The 760-nt window shown below is 48.2% G+C and carries 2 tRNA genes and 1 rRNA gene; all 3 read right to left on the bottom strand.

The features are described 5' to 3' along the window. Window positions 1-278: 278 nt before the first annotated feature. Window positions 279-354, bottom strand: a tRNA-Ala gene (locus AC1DU9_RS29865). 9 nt (window positions 355-363) lie between these two features. After that, window positions 364-440: transfer RNA gene (locus tag AC1DU9_RS29860), tRNA-Ile, on the bottom strand. A 122-nt stretch (window positions 441-562) separates the two neighbouring features. Next, a 16S ribosomal RNA gene (locus AC1DU9_RS29855) occupies window positions 563-760 on the bottom strand; the annotation flags it as partial.

Raw genomic sequence — 760 nt, 5'->3', positions numbered from 1 at the left:
GCCAAGGCATCCACCGTATGCGCTTCTTCACTTGACCATATAACCCCAAGCAATCTGGTTATACTGTGAAGACGACATTCGCCGAAAATTCGAATTTCTCAACTAAGAGAACTCACAAATTTTACCTTAGCCTGATCCGTTACCAGTGAAAGTAACGTTCAGTCTATCTTTCTATCACATACCCAAATTTTTAAAGAACGATCTAATCAAAAGACTAGAAATCAATATTCACAGCGGAATATTCATTTCTAAACTCTCAAACGTTTCGAAGCAGTTAATGGTGGAGCCAAACGGGATCGAACCGTTGACCTCCTGCGTGCAAGGCAGGCGCTCTCCCAGCTGAGCTATGGCCCCATACAAAATTGGTGGGTCTGGGCAGATTCGAACTGCCGACCTCACCCTTATCAGGGGTGCGCTCTAACCAACTGAGCTACAGACCCAATTTCGAGCGCGTAACTGTTAGCTTGGAGCTATCAGCTTGGAGCTTAAAGCTGCTTCTATCGTCTTCTTCAATGAATCAAGCAATTCGTGTGGGAACTTATGGAGCAGCTGAGTCGTCGATTAAGGAGGTGATCCAGCCGCAGGTTCCCCTACGGCTACCTTGTTACGACTTCACCCCAGTCATGAATCACACCGTGGTAACCGTCCTCCCGAAGGTTAGACTAGCTACTTCTGGTGCAACCCACTCCCATGGTGTGACGGGCGGTGTGTACAAGGCGTGTGTACAAGGCCCGGGAACGTATTCACCGCGACATTCTGA

The organism is Pseudomonas sp. P4_C1, assembly GCF_056402155.1.
Note: the sequence above shows the minus strand (reverse complement) of the source record. Positions and strands in the feature narration are given on the sequence as shown.